We start from the raw sequence: 17270 nt of genomic DNA on the forward strand, positions 1-17270 counted from the left end.
TACCATGCCGGCAATGACAATGCCTTGCCAGCGATATGCGCATCCGTGAATTAGCCATCGGCGCCGGCCTGGCCGGCCTGCTGGCCGGCGTGGTGATGCTGACCCTGCCCGCACCGGAACCGGTCAAGGTCGCCGTCCCCGCGCCGCGCGCCCTGCCGGCGCCTGCGCCCGAGCCGGCGCCGGCTGCCGCGCAGGCCCCCGCCGCGCCGGTTCCGGCAGCCGGGCAGGCGCCTGCCTCGTGGCGCGAGCTGCACGCCAGGTTCGTGCAGGCACCCAACCTGCGCGTGTTCTTCTACGACGCCATGCGCAAACCCGGCAGCGGCGCCTATTTCTATGCGTCGAACGTGCTGGAAACCTGCCGCCGCGCCCTGGAACAGACCCTGCCCGCGCTGCCGGCGCCGCGCCGCGCCGCCGCCGAGGAACTGCTGCGGCGCTGCGACTTCACCCCGGATGGCCTGGAAGACGCCGAGCGCGAGCTGGGCGCCGCCCGTAACCTCCGCCTGAGTACCGATCCGCTCCTTGGCAGCATGTTCGACTACCTGGCCGCGGACGGTCCCGAGGGCCGGACGCGCATGCTGCTGGCGGCCTTCGAGCAGGGCAACCCGGACGTCATCGCCTCGCTGGTGTCCCCGGTCTTCCATGAACGGGTGCCGGTGCGCGACGAACAGGATTCGACCGCGCGCGGCGTCCCTTTCGGGGGCGCGCTGGTCGCTTGCCGCCTGGGCGCCGATTGTGGGCCGGGCGCGCCGCGCACCCTGGAACTGTGCATGATGCTCGGCTGGTGCGCCGACAGCGTCCCGGCGGCCCTGCAGCAGGGGCTGGGCGTCCACTTCGCGGCGCTCGACCGGCTGGCGAGCCAGGTGGTGGACGAAATCCGGCGCCGCGACGCCCGGCGCCTGGTGCCGGCGCCGAGGGATTAAATCGCGATCTGTTGCAGCAGATACAGGCGCTGATACAGGCCGCCTTCGATGCGCATCAGGTCCTCGTGCGAGCCGGCTTCGGTGATGCGGCCGTGGTTCAGCACGATGATGCGATCGGCCGCGCGGATGGTCGACAGCCGGTGCGCGATCGCGATGATGGTCACCTTGCCGCGCAGTTCCTCCAACGCTTCCTGCACGATCTGTTCGGTGGCGCTGTCGATGCGCGAGGTCGCCTCGTCCAGCAGCAGGATGCGCGGCTCGCCCGCCAGCGCGCGCGCGATCGCCAGCAGCTGCTTCTGGCCCGAGGACAGGCGCGAGCCGCCTTCGCCCAGCTGGGTATCAAAGCCCTGTTCCAGCGCCGCGATGAAGCCGTGCGCATGGGCCGCGCGCGCCGCCGCTTCGATGCGTTCCATCGGCAATCCGCGTCCCATGTCGATGTTCTCGCGCGCGGAGGCGGCCAGGATGAAGGGATCCTGCGGCACCAGGCCCACCTCGTTGCGGAAGCGCTCGTTGCCGATCGAGGCCAGCGGCAGGCCGCCGATCTCGATGCTGCCTTCGTCCGCCGTGTAGTAGCGCAGCAGCAGCGAGAGCAGGGTCGACTTGCCGCTGCCGGTGTGGCCGACGATGCCGAAGAAGGCGCCCTGCGGGATGTCGAGCGACAGTTCGTGCAGCACGCGCTGGCCTTCCACGTACGCGAAGTTGACGTCGCGCACCCGCACCGCCGGCGCCTTCGCGTCGAACGCCGCCTCGTTGCCGACGCGCCCCTGCGCATGTTCGGCCGCCCCGGCCTCGTCGAGCAGGGTGGAGACGCGCGCGGTGGCGACCACCGCCTGCTGCAGGCCGCTGAACTGCATGGTGATCTGGATCAGCGGCTCGACCACCCGCGCGATGTAGCTGATGAAGGCATACAGCACGCCCACTTCCACCGCGTTCATCTGGCGCTGGCCGAAGCCGTAGATCACGATGGTCAGCAGGACCACGTTGAGCAGATCGAGGGCCGGGCGCAGCAGGAAGGCGTTGGCCTTCAGTTCGGCCAGGCGCGCCTTGCGGTGCGAGCGGTTGGTGTGCAGGAAGCGCTCGCCGAAGCGGCCCTGGGCATTGCTGGCCTGCAGGACGCTCATGCCGCCGATCGATTCCGCCATCTGGCCGTTGATGTCGCTGCGCAGGGCGCGCGCGCGCGTGACGGCCGGCGCCGACAGGCGCTGGTAGAGCCAGACGATGCCGACGACCGCCGGCACCAGGGCCAGCACCACCAGCATCAGGCGCCAGTCGAGCCAGGCCATGGCGATCATGGTGCCGACCAGGACGATGCTCGAATCGAGCATTACGAACAGCACCTGGATGTACAGGGTCTTGACCGCCTCGGTGTCGTTGGTCACGCGGCTCACCAGCTGACCGGTGATGGCGCGATCAAAAAAGGCCATCGGCAGGCGCAGCACGTGGCCGTAGACCCATTCGCGCAGGCGCCGCACCGAGCGCATCGCCAGGCCCGACAGGCGGATCAGCTGCAGGTAGCGGATCCAGGACGAGGCCCAGCCGGTGACCACCAGGCCGCCGAGCAGCAGCGACATGCGGGTCCAGTCCAGGTTGCGGGTCAGGAGGTGGTCGTCGATCAGCGCCTTGCCGAGCAGCGGGCCAAGCACTTCGAGGGCGGCGGCGATGACCAGCCAGAACGTGGCCCAGTACAGGTGGCGGCGGTCCGGGGCGGCGGCGCGGCGCAGCAGGCCGGCAGCCTGCGCGGTCTGCGCGCGCATCGGGACCTGGTTGGTATCACTCTGCATCGATGCTGGCCTCCAGTTGTTGATAGCGCCACTGGCTGGCATACCAGCCGTTCAGGAGCAGCAGTTCGTCGTGGGTGCCGGACTCCGTGACGCGGCCTTCGCGCAGCACCACGATGTGGTCGGCCCCGGCCACCGCCGAGAGCCGGTGGCTGGCGATGATGGCGGCGCGTTCGGGCCTGGCCGTGCGCAGCTCGTCCAGGTGTTCCAGGATGCGGGTCTCGGTGCCGGTGTCCACCGCCGACAGGGCGTCGTCGAGCAGCAGCAGCGCACTGTCGGCCAGCAGGGCGCGCGCGATGGCGACGCGCTGGCGCTGGCCGCCGGACAGGGTGATGCCTTTCTCGCCCACCGGGGTGTCGTAGCCGTAGGGGAAGCGCAGGATGTCGTCGTGGATCGAGGCCATCTTGGCCGCTTCCTCGATCTCGGCGCGCGAGGCGCCGGGGCGGGCCAGCGCGATGTTCTCGGCAATCGTGGCCGAGAACAAGAAGGATTCCTGAGGCACCCAGCTCATGGCCGCACGCAGGGCGTCCAGCCGGTAGTCCTCCAGCGCGTGGCCGGCCCAGGTGACGCTGCCGCGCTGCGGCGTGGCCTGGCGCAGCAGCACCCGCAGCAGGGTCGACTTGCCGGCGCCGGTCGGTCCCACCAGGCCCAGGGTCTGGCCCGGCTCCACCCGCACCGACACCTCGTCGAGGGCAGGGCGCCCGGCGTCCCCGTAGGCGAAGCCGACACCCTCGAGTACCAAGGGGCCGCGGCCCACCTCTTCGAAGGTGCCGCTGTCTTCGACCGTGAGCGGGGCGTCGAGCAGCGGCTGCAGGCGCGCCAGGCCGGCGCGTCCGCGCTCGATCAGCGACAGCACCCAGCCGGCCGCGAACATCGGCCAGATCAGCTGGCCCAGGTACATCGAGAAGCTGGTGAGCGCGCCCACGGTGAGCTCGCCGTTCCAGACCAGGTAGCCGCCCAGGCCCAGGGTCAGGCCGGTGGCCGCGGTCAGGGTCAGGCCGACCGCCGGTTCGTAGGCCGCTTCCCAGCGCTGGGCATTCAGGCTGGCGTCGGCCGCCTTGCCCGCCAGGTCGCTGAACTGGGCGGCGCTTCTCGCTTCCAGGCCGAGGGCGCGCAGGGTGCGCACGCCCGACAGCGATTCCTGCACGTGGTCGTTGAGCGCCGAGAAGCGCTTGAGCGCATCGGCTTCCGCCGTGTGCACCTGGCGCGAGATGCGCCAGAACGCGAAGGCCATCAGCGGGAAGGGCAGCAGGGCGACGGCGGCCAGGCGCGCATCGACGCCGAGCGTCATGATGCCCAGCACCATGACCAGGGTCAGGGTGCCGTCGAAGCCAGCCAGCATCGCCTCGCCGGCCGCCATCTCGATGGCGTCGATGTCGTTGGTGGCGAGCGCCATCAGGTCGCCGGTGCGCTGGCGCTGGTAAAAGCCCGGACCCTGCGCCGCCAGGCGCGCATACAGGCGCGTGCGCAGCTCGACGCCGAGGTTGTAGGCGGCCGAATACAAGCGGATGCGCCAGCCGACCCGCAGCACATAGATGGCCACGCCCAGGCCGAGCAACTGGGCCAGCCCGAGCAGTAGCGCGTCCTGGTCCAGGCTTTGCGCCGCCAGGCCGTCGACCAGGGCGCCGACCTTGCGCGGAATCAGGACCGTGCAGATGGCGACGCCGGCCAGCATGAAGGCCGACGAGACATAGGCATGCCAATGACGGCGGACGAAACCGCCGATCAGCCTTGCGAGACTCATGTTGTTCCTTGAGATTGGTGCAGCCCGCGCTATCCAGGCGCGTAAAAACGACTAGCGGGCCGAAGCCCGCTAGTGTAGTCGCTTTGCCAATCGGGCGCAGCCGCGTCCGTGCCGCAAGTTTATTTCTTGCGCTTGGACACCGCCGGCGCGGGGACGAGCTTCGGTGCTTCGGCGCCTTCGTCGGTCGCCAGTTCGGCCACCGGTGCAGCGGCAGGGTGGGGGACGGCGGCCGCGCGCGCCGCGCCCTTGCCGACCGCCTTGGCGATGGCTTTCGGTTCGGCGACCGGGACCGGCTCGGCGGCCAGCGTTTCAGCTACTGCCTCGGGCGCGGCAGCCGGCTCGGCCACGACGACCGGTTCGCTCACGGGAGCGAAGGCCGCCACCGGATGCGCGGCTTCCACGGCAGGGGCAGCTTCAACGGCAGCCTCGACGACGGACTCGACGGCGGCAAGCGATGCGGACTGGACCTCGGCGACGCCGCGCTCGACCACTTCCACGGTCTCGATGGGCTGTGGCGCCGACAAGCCCTGCGGACGCACGGCATACGGACGCACGCCGGCGGCGATGCCGAGCAGCTCGCGGCCATAGGAGAACAGGCTGCGGAAACCTTCCTCGGCCTGGCCGCCAAGGCTGAGCACGTCGCGTGGATCGCGCGAGTTCAGCAGTGCGAAGGAAGCGCCGAGCGAACGCTGGACGGCGTCACGCGAGACCGCCATGTTGAGGGCAGCCACGCGGCTGGCGCTCTCGAGCGTCTGGCTGGCGATGGCATTGAAAAAATCGAACTGCGCGTCGAACTGGGCCTTGCGTACTGCGGAAAACTGGTCGCTGATTGAAGTCATGAGATTTCCTTGTCAGTCATTTATGGCGCACTGCAATATAACTAGTGTAGCCATGAATGGCCGGTGTTGCAAACCACTTATTTTATTCTTTAGTTATAGAAATCTTGCGCTGCAGCATTATCAGGTCGTGTGGATTTTGCTTGACCGTCCAGTCTTCCAGGAAATCGTTACAATCGGAGGGACATAAGGAGGAGCGCATGGATCTCGTGATTCGCAACGCCACCCTGCCGGACGGCAGCCACGGCATCGACATCGGCATCAACGGCGAACGCATCGTGGCCGTGGAAAAGCGCTTGGGGGCGCAGGGCGCGCGCGAGATCGACGCCGGCGGCGACCTGGTCAGCCCGCCCTTCGTGGATGCGCACTTCCACATGGATTCGACCCTCAGTTACGGCATGCCGCGGGTGAACCGCAGCGGCACCCTGCTGGAAGGGATCCGCCTGTGGGGAGAGCTGAAACCCCAGCTGGCGCAGGATGCGATCGTCGAGCGCGCCTTGCGCTATTGCGACTGGGCGGTGGCGCGCGGCCTGCTGGCGATCCGTACCCACGTCGACGTCTGCGACGACCGCCTGCTGGCGGTCGAGGCGCTGCTGGAGGTGAAAAAGCAGGTGGCGCCCTACCTCGACCTGCAGCTGGTCGCCTTCCCCCAGGACGGCCTGCTGCGCAGCCCAGGGGCCTTCGACAACCTGAAACGCGCGATCGCGATGGGCGTCGACGTGGTCGGCGGCATCCCGCACTTCGAGCGCACCATGGCCGACGGAGCGGAATCGATCCGCCTGCTGTGCGAGTTCGCGGCCGGGCAGGACCGGCGCGTGGACATGCACTGCGACGAGACCGACGACCCGATGTCGCGCCACATCGAGACCCTGGCGGCCGAAACCCGGCGCCTCGGCATGCAGGGCCTGGTGGCCGGATCGCACCTGACCTCGATGCACTCGATGGACAACTATTATGTGAGCAAGCTGCTGCCCCTGATCGCGGAAAGCGGCGTCGCGGCGATCGCCAATCCGCTCATCAACATCACCCTGCAGGGACGCCACGACACCTACCCGAAGCGGCGCGGCATGACCCGGGTGCCGGAACTGCTGGCGGCCGGTGTCGACGTCGCCTTCGGCCACGACTGCGTGCTCGACCCCTGGTACGGCATGGGTTCCGGCGACATGCTGGAAGTGGCGCACATGGGGCTGCACGTGGCGCAGATGACCGGGGTGGAGGCGATGCACCAGTGCTTCCTGGCGGTGACCGAGACCCCGGCGCGCATCCTCGGCCTGGAGGGCTATGGGCTGGCGCCGGGCTGCTGGGCCGACCTGGTGCTGCTGGACGCCGGCTCCACGATCGAAGCGATCCGCCTGCGCGCGGCGCGCAAGCTGGTGCTGCGGCGCGGCGCAGTCGTGGCCGAGGCGCCATCAGCCCGGGTGAGCCTGCACCTGCCCGGACGGCCCGCCGCCACCGATTTCCGGATGCCGCCACAGGCTGCCAAATGATCGCTCAAAAAGCTGCGCACGATTCGTGTAATCGATGACAATTTGCGGCTAGAATAGGTCGCTTTCGAGTTCGGTACCTGTTCCCGACAGCCGTGAAAGACATCCAGATCCGCCCCGCCGGCGAGCACGATTTCGATGCGATGTGGAGCATCTTCTGCTCTCACGTCGCGGCCGGCGAAACCTATCCCTTTACCACCGCTACCTCGCGCGAGGACGGCCATGCCTACTGGCTCGGCCCCGAGGTGACGGCTTTTGTCGCGACCAGCGGCGCGCGCGTGCTCGGCATGTACCGCCTGGTGTCGAACCAGGCCGGGCGCGGCCACCACGTGGCCAATGCGTCCTACATGGTCAGTCCCTCGGCGCAGGGGGCCGGCGTCGGTCGCCTGCTCGGCGAGCATAGCCTGCTTGAAGCGCGCCGCCTGGGCTACCTTGCCATGCAGTTCAACTACGTCGTGAGCACCAATACCGCCGCCATCCGGCTGTGGAAGAAGCTCGGTTTCTCGATCGTCGGCACCCTGCCCAAGGCCTACCGCCACAAGCGCTTCGGCTACGTGGACGCCTACGTCATGTACCAGCTGCTGCAGGACCCGGACCACTGGCCGACGGTGGACGCGTGACCCGCCATCCGCTGGAGGTCCTGCGCACCGAACGCCTGCGCCTGCGCCTGGTGGAGCCGGGCGATGCCGCCGTGTTCCTGGAACTGTTCAACGACCCCGCCTTCATCGAGCATATCGGCGACCGCGGCGTGCGCACCCTCGAGGCCGCGGCGAAGTCGATCGAGGACGGGCCGGTGGCGATGCAGCGCACGCGCGGCCATTCCATGTACATGGTCGAGCTGCTCGCGCAGGGCGCGGCCGTGCCGGTCGGCCTGTCCGGCCTGATCAAGCGCGACGCGCTCGAAGACGTCGACCTCGGCTACGCCTTCCTGCCGCGCCACCGCGGCCAGGGCTATGCCTTCGAAGCCGCCCGGGCCGTGGTCGCGCACGCGCGCGCGCTCGGCATCCCGCGGCTGGTGGCCATCACCACGCCCGGCAATGCGGCCTCGATCGCGCTGCTGCTCAGGCTGGGAATGTGCTTTCAGGGAACGCGGGTCGTGGTGCCGGGCGAGCCTGAACTGAACCTGTACGGCATGGACCTTCCGTACGCGCGCTAGCGCACCTTGTGCGGGGGGGCGGTGGTGGTAGGATTGCCTGCACATCCGTCCACCAACCGATCAAGCGAAGCACCGATGCCGATCACCGAGCCACGTCCCGATGCGCCGTTTTTCATCGTCCTCAACGCCGGATCCGGTCATTCCGAGACCGACCTGCGGCGCTCGACCATCGAAAGCGTGCTGGCCTCGGCCGGGCGCAGTTGCACCCTGGAACTGGTCGACGATCCGGCCGAGCTGACGGCCAAGGCGCACAGCATGGCGGCGCGCGCCACGGCCGAAGGCGGCATCCTGGTGGCGGCGGGCGGCGACGGCACCATCAACACGGTGGCGCATCAAGCCGTGCTGGCGGGCTGCCCCTTTGGCGTCTTGCCTCAAGGAACATTCAACTATTTCGGCCGCACCCACGGCATTCCGGAAGACCTGGCCGAAGCCGTGTACGCACTGCTGCGCGCGAAGCTGCAGCCGGTGCAGGTGGGCCTGCTCAACAACAAGATTTTCCTCGTCAACGCCAGCGTCGGCCTGTACCCGAAACTGCTCGAGGAGCGCGAGCACGACAAGCGCCAGTACGGGCGCAGCCGCGTCGTCGCCTTCTTCTCGGCCATCAAGATCGCGCTGCGTCCGCACCGCCACCTGCGCATCACGCTCGAGCTCGACGGCAAGGAACGGCGCTTGCGTACCACGACCTTGTTTGTAGGGAACAATCGCCTGCAGCTGGAGCAGGTCGGGATGCGCGACGGCCTGATCGAGGCGGTGGAGGACGGGCAACTGGTGGGCATCGCCCCCAGGCCCATGGGCAAGCTGGGCCTGCTGCGCCTGCTGGTGCGCGGCATGCTGGGGCGCCTGGGCGACGACGACGAAGTCGAAGCCTTCGCCTTCAAGCGCCTGCTGGTGCGCACGCCCTCGGTCTACGGCCGCAAGCGCATGAAGGTCGCGGCCGACGGCGAGGTGGAGACGATGGCGATGCCGCTCGAGTTCCGCGTGCTGGAAGGGCGGCTGCTCCTGATGACGCAGGGACCGTCGCGCAAGGAAGCGCGGCCGGTCCCCGGTGAGGCCGAAGCCGCCTAGTTCACGCGTAACAGGCGGACCCCATAGATGTCGAAGCGGTTCGACGGTCCCGTGAGGCCACCCGCCGCGCTGAAGCTGCTGTTGCTGTCGAGATAGCTCATATTGTAGAAGTCGCTCATTTCGACGCGGTAGCTGCCGCGCCCCAGGCGGGCCGCCAGCGACGTCGAATACACCGTCGGCGTATCCGTCTTCGCCAGCGGCGCATGCGGCAGCTGCACCACGCCCTGCGCCACGATCCTGCCGCGTCCGTCCTTCACGGCCAGCCACTTCACGCCGCCGCTGATCCCCAGGTTTACCTGGTTGGCGGCGTTGTGGTAACGCACTTGTACCTGGTAGTTGCCGGCGGCCGGAATGGCGATGCGATCGACGGCGAAGCGGTCGCCGGGCTGGCCCCAGGCTTCCAGGCGGGGAGCCGGGAAGCGCGCATTCGGCGCAGCGAGCTTGACGTTGGAGACGGTGCGCGGATCGGTGACATCGACCTCGATGCCCGCATCGACGCAGCGCGGGGCGCTGTGGTGGCTGCGGTTGCCGCTGGCGGTGGCGCGTGCCTCCACCGCATAGCAGCCGAAGGCGCTCGCGGATCGATCCAGCCAGCTGCCCGCGGGTAGGCCCTCGGCCACGCGCTTGCCGTCGCGGTACACGCTGTAGCTCACGCCCTGTTCCCCCGGGGCGCCCGCGATCTGCAAGGTCACGCCCTTGGCGTCGCGCTTCAATGCCGCGATCGCCGGCTCGCGCGGACCAAAGGTGGCGCCGCCGTCCGCGTACGGATCGTCCTTCACGCGGCGGATGTCCTGCTGTCCGGGCGCCAGCCGGCCGAGCACGATCTCGACCTGGTTCCGGTCCTGGAGCCGCGCAAGGGGAATGCGGTCGCCGCTTGCCTGGCCATTCACCAGGACCTGTTCGACCAGGTAGTAGCCGTCTTCGCGGCTTGCCGCCGGCAGCCGCAGGCGTACGTCGACGCGTTTGCCGTGCAGGCGCAGATCGTGCAGGGCGATCTCGTTCGATGCCGCGAACATCTCGCGGCGCAGCTTGGCGGTGACGAAGGGGCGCAAGGCCAGGGCATCGTCCTGGAGCGATACCCCGAACACTTCGCCCACCACCATGCCCAGATAGGCTCCCACGGACCACAGCTGGCGCCTTGAGTTGATCACCGGCCCGATCAGGTTCGGATTGCGTTCGTCGAGCAGCAGCGGCTGGCCGGACAGCCACTCGAGGTTCTCCATGTTCGACATGTTGAGCGCCGCGCCGCGCATCAGCGAGTCGTAGGCCGCATCGGCCACCGCCACGTTCTTCGCGTGGGTGGCCGCCCGCAGTCCATAGCCCGTGACGAAAGGCCACAGGGCGCGGTTGTGGTAGACCGGCATGCCCGGCTGCTGCGGCCAGATGACCGGCGCGCCCATCGGTCCATGCGGGTAGCGCGCCAGGATCGAGCGCGCGCGCTCCTCGCTGGCGACGCCGCTGATGATGGCGAGCGACTGGCCGAGCCAGTCGAACTTGTGCAGCGGCGCACCGTCGAGGTGGCCGGCCGTCAGGCTGCTGTACATGCCGGCATCGTCCAGCCAGAGCTGGGTGTTGATGGCGCGGATCAGCGCGGCGGCCCACTTGGCGTAGCGCTCCGCCCGGGCCTGGTCGCCTTGCTCGCGCGCCAGGGTCGATGCCAGCTTCAGGGCCTGGACGTGGCCGACGTTGGTCGACAGCGACTTCGAGGTCGACATGAAGGCCAGCTCGTTCGGGATCCACGCGGCGTAGCTCTGGTCGCGCCAGTCGAGGAAGGACTGCTCGCCCAGGTACAGGCCGGTCTTCGTGTCGAAAGCGGCGATGCGGTCGTTCTCGATCGTGTTGGAGAGCGCCTGCAGCGCGCGCCGCGCGAACGGGGCGCGCTCGGCGGCGGGCAGGGCGCGCAGGGTTTCCTCGGCCGCGAAGGCCCAGGTGACGCGGTCGGTGCTGACCGGCCAGCTGCCGCCGCTGCCGGTGTCCTGCACGATCTGCAGACCGTCCTCAGTTGCGTAACCCTTGCCCGCGACCTGGGGCGCGATCGGCACGCCCTTGCGCCAGCCGGACAGCTTGAATTCGAGCGAGTTGCGCACCCGCTGCGGGTCGAGCAGGGCCAGGCCCAGGTCGGCCGCATACGACAGGTCGCGCGTCCACACGTAGTGCCACTTCTCGCCGGTTGCGAAGCACTCGCAGGCAATGGCGGCGCCGCCGTTGTAGTTGCCGTCGCGGATCTGGCTGACCGCATCCAGGCGCATTTCGGAACCGGCCAGCGCGAACAGGGCGTCGAAGGCCAGGTTGCCGGTACGGATGCGCGGCAGGCCGGGCTGTTCCGCGTACTCGCTGTGCTGCGGCCCCGGGTCGCGCAGGCTCAGGGTGGTGGAGTGGGCATAGCGCCGCAGCTCGGCGCCGGGATCGGGCGAGGAGAAGCGCGCAGTTTCCTGCTTGCCGTCCCAGGTCGGGAAGTCGAGCGTCGTGACGGCCTCGCGACCGGCGTGCGGATCGGGTGCGCTGGCCGCCTGCGGCGTCTCCAGGCGCAGCACGCGCAAGCTCGGCGCGGCCGGGTTGGAGGCGTCGACCGTGAAGCGGTAGGTGCCGGTCTGGCGCACGAACAGATAGTCTTCCGGGCCGGCCTGGGTCTCCAGCCGGTAGGGCGTGCCCGGCGCCACCGTCACGCTCTGGTTGGCATCAAGCACCCACTCGTCGCTCCAGTCGCGGCTGCCCACCTTGAAGGCATGGTTGCCGGGACTGACCAGGATGTCGGCTTCGTAGACGCCCTGGCCCTTGTGGGCGAGGGCGTTGTCGGTACCCCAGCCGTTGAAGGCGCCGCGGATATACAGTTCCTTGTCCTGTGCGCTCGCGCCCAGGCAGGCCAGGAAGGCGGCGGTGGCCAGCAGGCTGCGCTTCATCGTGCCGCCTCCAGTTCGAGGATCAGGCTTGCCTTCGCCGGCAGGCGCAGCTCCTTGCCCAGTTCGAAACGCTTGCCGCTCAGGACATCGACGCCGCCCGCCACGCCGGCCAGCATTTCACGGAAACGGTGGGTGTCGAGCACCATCTCCTTCGGGTTGTTGTTGAAGGCGACCAGCACTTTCTTGTCCCCGTCGTAGCGGAAGTAGACATAGGTATTGTCGCGCGGGCCGTAGTGCATCAGCTTGCCGTGGTGGATGACGGACTGGCCCTTGCGCCAGTTGGCCAGCTTGCGCACCAGCTCCTGGGCCGCGCGCTGCTGCGCCGTGAGGCCCTTGCCGGTGAAGGCATCGATCCGGTCGCCGGCCCAGCCGCCGGGGAAGTCGCGCCGGTAGCTGGCATCGTCGCGTTCCCTGGTGGCGCTGGTCATCAGGATCTCGTCGCCCGTGTAGAGCTGCGGGATGCGCGGCATCGTCATCAGGAACACCATCATCATCCGGTAGCGGTCGAAGTCTTCGCCCACCACGCTCCAGATACGCGAAACGTCGTGGTTCGCCTCGAACAGCACCAGGTTGCCCGGTTCCGGGTACAGGTAGTCGAGCGAGAGCGTTTCATAGACGTCGGTGAAGACGTTGCCGCTCTTGTTGTCGCTGAGTGCCGTGCGCATGGCTTCGGCCAGCGGGAAGTCCATCAGGCTCGGGGTGGAGGCCGAATAGCCGTCGAAGTTGTCCTTGCCGCGCTGCCAGCGCGCCACCACCGGCACCAGCTTGCTCCATTCTTCGCCGACCATGTTCAGCTTTGGGTATTCCGCCATCAGGCGCCGCGTGTATTCGCTCAGGAAGGCGCCGTCCGAATAGCCGAAGGTGTCGATCCGCAGCCCAGCCAGTCCGGCGTACTCGATCCACCAGATGTTGTTCTGGATGAGGTAGTTCGCCACCAGCGGGTTCGACTGGTTCAGGTCGGGCATGCTCTCGACGAACCAGCCGCGCGTGAAGTTGTCGGCGTCTTCCTTCGAGGCGTACGGGTCCTGGACGGCGACGCGGTGGTGCTGGGTCGGGACGAACTTGCCGCCGTAGTTGACCCAGTCCGGGGTCGGCAGGTCCTTCATCCACCAGTGCGCGCTGCCGATGTGCGACAGCACCACGTCCTGGATCAGGCCGATGCCGCGCTTCTTCGCCTCGTTCGACAGGCGGCGGAAGTCCTCGTTGCTGCCATAGCGCGGATCGATGCGGTAATGGTCGGTGGCGGCGTAGCCATGGTAGGAGTAGGCCGGCATGTCGTTTTCGACCAGCGGCGTCGGCCACAGCTGGGTGAAACCCATGCCCTGGATATAGTCGAGGCGGTCGATGATGCCCTGGATGTCGCCGCCATGGCGCCCCGAGCCGTTCGCGCGGTTCGCCTTCTCCTGGGTGCCCGGGGTACTGTCGTTGCCCGGATTGCCGTTGGCGAAACGGTCCGGCATCACCTGGTAGATCGTGTCGCGGCTGGTGAAACCCTGGCGCTGCGCCGAGCCGGGCTCGCGCGCCAGCAGCTGGTAGGCATAGGCGGCCTGGCGGCCAGCGCCCTTGAACACGATGTCGAACTTGCCCGGCCGCGCGTCCTGGCCGATCTCGAGGTCGATGAACAGGTAGTTCCTGCTCGGTACCCGGGTCACCGAGGCGATGCGCACGCCCGGATAGGCGAGGGAAGGTTCCAGGTCGGCGATACGCTCGCCATGCACCATCAGCTGCAATCCCTTGTGCTGCATGCCGACCCACCAGAACGGCGGCTCCATGTGGTCGATTGCAGGGGACTGGGCCTGGGCGGCGAAGGGGCTCAGGGCGGCGCTGCCGACCAGCAAAGTGGCGAAGAAAAGTTTCATGGGTCTCTTGGGCTTCTCTACGCCACCTGTATGCAGCTTGAATACGTCTGCGTAGTCAGACTACAGTTTGCAGCCGAATCAGGAGGAAAGAGTGTCGCCGCGCTTGGTTGTGTTGCGGCGAGAATACTATGAAGCGACTACATGGCACAAATGCATTGCCTATTCGGAATCTAGTCAAAGTACAGATTCGCTCATCCAAAAAATTTTTCCTTGGAGAATTTTCTTGATTCTCTACGACTCTCTCGCCGTCAGGCGCGCACCGACATGGTGCATCTTTCACCCAAGATGCTGTCTAAAAGTGCGTTTGTAGTCCGACTACAGCGGCTTATATGCACTCTTGTAGCCCAAATACAACGGAAAAGACGTGCTGTGCTGCCGATTTTCTGAAAAACATGCCATTATCGTAGTAACAAGCAACTCCCGTTGACAGTGCATCTAGTTTTAATACAGAATCCTTGGCAGAACGTCCAAAAACGTTTGCTTGAGGCTGGCGTGCAGCTGCCTGTCGCGCTGTAGTTTCGGGAAAAAATTATTGTGTCTTTATTGAGGGGACAAATGAATATCTTCGCAACCAAGCGCGCTGGTGAGCCGGCCCGCCTTGCATTCCAGCTGAGCCCGGTTGCCGCCGGCTGCGCAGTCTTCCTGTCCGTCTTCGCGGGCAGCGCCTACGCGCAATCGACCGCGCAGGACAACACCACCACGACCACCAGCGCCACCTCGAGCGTTGCCACCCAGCCGAATTCGGCCGAGCAGGCAGCCACCGCCGCCGAGCCGACGCCTGCGGGCGCCACCGCGAACGTCCAGCCGGGCGTCGCCACCGTGCAGGTGACCGGTATCCGCCGCGGTATCGAAGCGGCAATTTCGATCAAGAAGAATTCCACCTCGATCGTCGAAGCCGTTTCGGCCGAAGACATCGGCAAGCTGCCGGACCAGAGCGTCGCCGAATCGATCGCGCGCCTGCCGGGCGTGTCGGCCCAGCGCGGCCGCAGCTCGGGCAAGGCATCGGACATCTCGGTGCGCGGCCTGTCGCCGAGCTTCAACGGCACCCTGCTGAACGGCCGCGAAATGGCCTCGACCGGCAATGCCCGTTCGCCTGAGTTCGACCTGTTCCCGGCCGAACTGATGGGTTCCATCGTCATCTACAAGACCCCGGACGCCAGCGTCGTCGGCCAGGGCCTGGCTTCGACCATCGACCTGCGCACCGTGCAGCCGCTGGACTTCGGCAAGCGCACCGTCGCCGTCAGCTACAAGAAGAGCCGCCTCGGCGTGAAACAGCGCGACGGCCTGCCGGAAGGCGACGGCAAGCGCGCGACCCTGTCGTACATCGACCAGTTCGCGAACCGCACCATCGGCGTGGCAGTGGGCTTTACCCGCTACGAGGAAATGGGCGGCGGCCAGTCGAAGTTCAATTCCTGGGGCACCGCCGACATGAGCTACAACGGCGCCACCGTCAAGGTCCCGAACGGCTTCGGCTACGACACCGAGCAGAACATGCACAACCGCGACGGCGCCTTCGCCTCGCTGCAGTACCGTCCGAACAAGAACTTCAAGTCGACCGTCGACGTGTTCTACTCGGCAGGCGAGACCGGCCTGAAGAAGACCGGTTTCGAAGCCGGCGTGGCCGGCAATGCCGGCGGCGCCTACGAGCTGCCGCACGTGCTGAGCCAGGCCACCGTGGCCAATGGCGTCGCCACCAGCGGCACCATCACCAACTGGAAGGGCGTGGTGCGTAACCACTACGAAGGCGCGGAAGACGACCTGAAGACCATCGGCTGGAACAACGAGCTGAAACTCGGCGAGTGGACCACGATGGCCGACCTGACCTGGTCGAAGGCCACCAAGCTGGGTTCGCGCTACGAGACCACCGCCGGCACCCTGCCGGGCCAGCAGGATTCGCTGCGCTACACCGGCTTCAACGGCGCCAATGTCACCGAAGTGAAGTACACCCCGGGCCTGAACTACGCCGACCGTGGCGCCGTCAAGCTGACCGACACCATGGGCTGGTCGGGCGGCGCGGCCTCGCCGCAGGCCGGCTACCTCGGCCAGCCGTACGTCGAGGACGAAGTCAAGGCGCTGCGCCTGTCCGCCAAGAAGGCGGTCGAGTGGGGGCCTGTGGTCGGCACCACCTACGGCTTCAACCTCACCATGCGCGACAAGGAGCGTACCGGCCAGGACGGCCGCCTGATGATCATCGGCGGCAACCCGAACGGCGCCGCCGACGTGCCGGGCAGCGCAGTGGCGCAAGCCGGTGCCTCGGGCTTCAACGTGGTGTCGTGGGATCCGCGCGGTTCGCTGGGCACGGTCTACGAACTGGCGCCGAAGGTCGACGCCGACATCCTGAACAAGTGGTGGGACGTCAAGGAACGCATCTGGACCGGCTACGCCATGGGCGACCTGGAAGGTGAATTGTTCGGCCTGCCGTACCGCGGTAACGCCGGCATCCAGGCGATCTACTCGGACCAGACCGGTGGCGGCTACCAGGTCGACAGCGGCCGTTGCAAGGGCAATACCCCGACGTCCTGCCCGGGCATGCGCGTCACCGACAGCTCCACCTACTGGGACTTCCTGCCTAGCCTGAACCTGTCCTTCGACCTCGCGAGCGACCAGAAAGTCCGCGTCGGCCTGGCCAAGGTCGTCTCGCGCGCCAACCTGGACGACCTGCGCGCCGGCCAGAACGTCACGCTCAGCAACCAGCAGGGCGTGTCGGTCCTGACCAGCAGCGGCGGCAACCCGCAGCTCAAGCCGTTCCGCGCCAAGGCCTTCGACCTGTCGTACGAAAAGTACTTCGGCAACAAGGGTTATGTCAGCGCTGCCGTCTTCTACAAGAAGCTCGACACCTACATCTTCCGCATGGCGCGCGACTACGACTTCGCGCAGACCATTTCGCCTGAAACCACCCTGCCGCCGGGCGGCGGGACCATCGGCCGCTTCACCCAGCCGATGAACGGCGATGGCGGCAACCTGTACGGTTACGAGCTGGCGATCAACCTGCCGTTCTCGATGGCGAGCCAGTACCTGGACGGCTTCGGCGTGATGCTGAACCACTCGGATACCAAGAGCAGCATCGACCTGCCGCGCGAAGGCTTCGCCAACGTGACCGGCAGCGCGGTCAGCATCCCGCTGCCGGGCCTGTCGCGCAAGGTCAGCAACCTGCGCCTGTACTACGAGAAGAACGGCTTCCAGATCGCTGCCGCGGCGCGCAAGCGTTCGAGCTTCCTGGGCCAGGTATCGGACTACCAGGACAATGCGCAGCTGACCTTCATCAAGGGCGAGACCGTGGTCGACCTGCAGGCGTCGTACGAAATCCAGAGCGGCTGGCTGAAGGGCGTGAGCCTGTTCGCCCAGGCGCAGAACTGGAACAACGCACCGTTCCTGGAGTTCACCGACGACGAGAACAACCCGACCAACCGCGTCGACTACGGCCGTACCTACCACTTCGGCGCCAGCTACAAGTTCTAAGCTGAGCTGAACTGAGGTAAAGTAACGACCCCTGCCGGGCATCCGCCCGCCAGGGGTCGTTGTTCGTCA

Annotated in this window: 11 protein-coding genes; 6 read left to right on the top strand and 5 right to left on the bottom strand. The window is 67.3% G+C overall.

Annotation, left to right across the window (positions count from 1 at the left end):
- The first annotated feature begins 35 nt into the window (after positions 1-35).
- Entirely contained in the window at positions 36-920 is an 885-nt protein-coding gene (locus ACK6C6_RS02850; protein WP_409265790.1) for a hypothetical protein, read from the top strand.
- On the opposite strand, the gene ACK6C6_RS02855 is transcribed toward ACK6C6_RS02850, so the two are convergent.
- The 3 genes from ACK6C6_RS02855 to ACK6C6_RS02865 form a co-directional block, all read right to left on the bottom strand.
- Positions 917-2701, bottom strand: coding sequence for an ABC transporter ATP-binding protein (locus ACK6C6_RS02855; protein WP_409265792.1), 1785 nt, complete (start codon positions 2699-2701; stop codon positions 917-919). The two genes, ACK6C6_RS02850 and ACK6C6_RS02855, sit on opposite strands and share 4 nt — an antisense overlap.
- A complete protein-coding gene (locus tag ACK6C6_RS02860; RefSeq protein ID WP_409265793.1) occupies positions 2691-4442 on the bottom strand; it encodes an ABC transporter ATP-binding protein in 1752 nt (583 codons plus the stop codon). The genes ACK6C6_RS02855 and ACK6C6_RS02860 overlap by 11 nt, the downstream gene beginning before the upstream one ends.
- Positions 4443-4561: 119 nt before the next feature.
- Positions 4562-5281: a phasin family protein gene (locus ACK6C6_RS02865; RefSeq protein WP_409265794.1), complete on the bottom strand. Its 720-nt coding sequence runs from the start codon at positions 5279-5281 to the stop codon at positions 4562-4564.
- Positions 5282-5478: 197 nt separating this feature from the next.
- Here ACK6C6_RS02865 and ACK6C6_RS02870 point away from each other — a divergent pair, with 197 nt between their 5' ends.
- From ACK6C6_RS02870 to ACK6C6_RS02885, 4 genes are all read left to right on the top strand, one after another.
- The gene (locus ACK6C6_RS02870) at positions 5479-6765 is read left to right on the top strand and encodes an amidohydrolase family protein (protein WP_409265796.1); all 1287 of its coding nucleotides are present in this window, start codon (positions 5479-5481) and stop codon (positions 6763-6765) included.
- A 92-nt stretch (positions 6766-6857) separates the two neighbouring features.
- The gene (locus ACK6C6_RS02875) at positions 6858-7382 is read left to right on the top strand and encodes a GNAT family N-acetyltransferase (RefSeq protein WP_409265797.1); all 525 of its coding nucleotides are present in this window, start codon (positions 6858-6860) and stop codon (positions 7380-7382) included.
- Positions 7379-7918, top strand: coding sequence for a GNAT family N-acetyltransferase (locus tag ACK6C6_RS02880; RefSeq protein WP_409265799.1), 540 nt, complete (start codon positions 7379-7381; stop codon positions 7916-7918). The genes ACK6C6_RS02875 and ACK6C6_RS02880 overlap by 4 nt, the downstream gene beginning before the upstream one ends.
- Positions 7919-7993: 75 nt before the next feature.
- A complete protein-coding gene (locus ACK6C6_RS02885) occupies positions 7994-8983 on the top strand; it encodes a diacylglycerol/lipid kinase family protein (RefSeq protein ID WP_409265801.1) in 990 nt (329 codons plus the stop codon).
- On the opposite strand, the gene ACK6C6_RS02890 is transcribed toward ACK6C6_RS02885, so the two are convergent.
- Positions 8980-11883, bottom strand: a complete 2904-nt coding sequence (locus ACK6C6_RS02890) for an esterase (RefSeq protein WP_409265803.1) — start codon at positions 11881-11883, stop codon at positions 8980-8982. The genes ACK6C6_RS02885 and ACK6C6_RS02890 overlap by 4 nt on opposite strands.
- Positions 11880-13742, bottom strand: a complete 1863-nt coding sequence (locus ACK6C6_RS02895; RefSeq protein ID WP_409265804.1) for a glycoside hydrolase family 13 protein — start codon at positions 13740-13742, stop codon at positions 11880-11882. The genes ACK6C6_RS02890 and ACK6C6_RS02895 overlap by 4 nt, the downstream gene beginning before the upstream one ends.
- Positions 13743-14297: 555 nt before the next feature.
- On the opposite strand from ACK6C6_RS02895, the gene ACK6C6_RS02900 reads away from it, so the two are divergent.
- Positions 14298-17201: a TonB-dependent receptor gene (locus ACK6C6_RS02900; RefSeq protein ID WP_209587627.1), complete on the top strand. Its 2904-nt coding sequence runs from the start codon at positions 14298-14300 to the stop codon at positions 17199-17201.
- The last annotated feature ends 69 nt before the right edge of the window (positions 17202-17270 follow it).

It is taken from the genome of Massilia sp. BHUDP2 (genome assembly GCF_046236355.1).
Taxonomy (GTDB): Bacteria; Pseudomonadota; Gammaproteobacteria; order Burkholderiales; family Burkholderiaceae_D; genus Telluria; species Telluria varians.

What these genes read in the sequence shown, in the direction of transcription:
- ACK6C6_RS02850 (WP_409265790.1), top strand. Translation starts at nt 36, where the DNA reads ATGCGCATCCGTGAATTAGCCATCGGCGCCGGCCTGGCCGGCCTGCTG.
- ACK6C6_RS02855 (WP_409265792.1), bottom strand. Translation starts at nt 2,701, where the DNA reads ATGCAGAGTGATACCAACCAGGTCCCGATGCGCGCGCAGACCGCGCAG.
- ACK6C6_RS02860 (WP_409265793.1), bottom strand. Translation starts at nt 4,442, where the DNA reads ATGAGTCTCGCAAGGCTGATCGGCGGTTTCGTCCGCCGTCATTGGCAT.
- ACK6C6_RS02865 (WP_409265794.1), bottom strand. Translation starts at nt 5,281, where the DNA reads ATGACTTCAATCAGCGACCAGTTTTCCGCAGTACGCAAGGCCCAGTTC.
- ACK6C6_RS02870 (WP_409265796.1), top strand. Translation starts at nt 5,479, where the DNA reads ATGGATCTCGTGATTCGCAACGCCACCCTGCCGGACGGCAGCCACGGC.
- ACK6C6_RS02885 (WP_409265801.1), top strand. Translation starts at nt 7,994, where the DNA reads ATGCCGATCACCGAGCCACGTCCCGATGCGCCGTTTTTCATCGTCCTC.
- ACK6C6_RS02890 (WP_409265803.1), bottom strand. Translation starts at nt 11,883, where the DNA reads ATGAAGCGCAGCCTGCTGGCCACCGCCGCCTTCCTGGCCTGCCTGGGC.
- ACK6C6_RS02895 (WP_409265804.1), bottom strand. Translation starts at nt 13,742, where the DNA reads ATGAAACTTTTCTTCGCCACTTTGCTGGTCGGCAGCGCCGCCCTGAGC.
- ACK6C6_RS02900 (WP_209587627.1), top strand. Translation starts at nt 14,298, where the DNA reads ATGAATATCTTCGCAACCAAGCGCGCTGGTGAGCCGGCCCGCCTTGCA.